This window comes from Olavius algarvensis spirochete endosymbiont (genome assembly GCA_900608495.1).
Classification (GTDB): domain Bacteria; phylum Spirochaetota; class Spirochaetia; order DSM-2461; family DSM-2461; genus UBA2779.
The window spans coordinates 1-554 of sequence record UWYT01000038.1; the positions used below are offsets into that span (position 1 = coordinate 1).

General features: G+C 48.2%; 1 protein-coding gene. It reads right to left on the reverse strand.

Features of this window, described 5'->3' with window-relative positions; genetic code table 11:
* The coding region (locus S1OALGB6SA_RS00730) for an alkaline phosphatase PhoX (RefSeq protein ID WP_124032232.1) at positions 1 to 409 on the reverse strand (409 nt) is incomplete at its 3' end.
* Positions 410 to 554: the final 145 nt, after the last annotated feature.

Consider the following 554-nt stretch of genomic DNA (forward strand, 5'->3'; position numbering starts at 1 on the left):
TTTTCCGGATGCGGTGGTTGTATGTATCTGCCACATAGACATTGCCGGATGAGTCTACAGCCACTCCGGCGGGGTAGAAAAACTGCGCATCTGTGCCGGTGCCATCCTTATAGCCTGACCTTCTGCCGGCTAAGGTGCTTACCACCCCCTCCGGCGTGATTTTTCGGATGCGGTGATTGCTATAATCTGTCACATAGGCATTGCCGGATGAGTCCACAGCCATTCCGTCGGGGTAGTTAAAGCGTGCTTCTGTGCCGGTGCCATTTCCAGAATCCGGTGTGTTAGTACCGGCAAAGGTGCTTACCACCCAAGCCATGCTGGTGCTGTCGGATTTCGTACTGGTGTTATCGAAAACCTTGCAGGACACCAAAAGGCTCATAAGAGCCAAAACCAAGATACTTCTATTCATAATTTCTCACTATATGGTTGCATATCTATTATAACCTGATTCATCTTGATTCACCAGAGGATTAAGGAGTTTTTTCAAACTCAGCGGCTACTTTCAAAGAGATAATCAGCCCCGGCCTTCGCATCAAGAGGCAATTCTAAAAGAT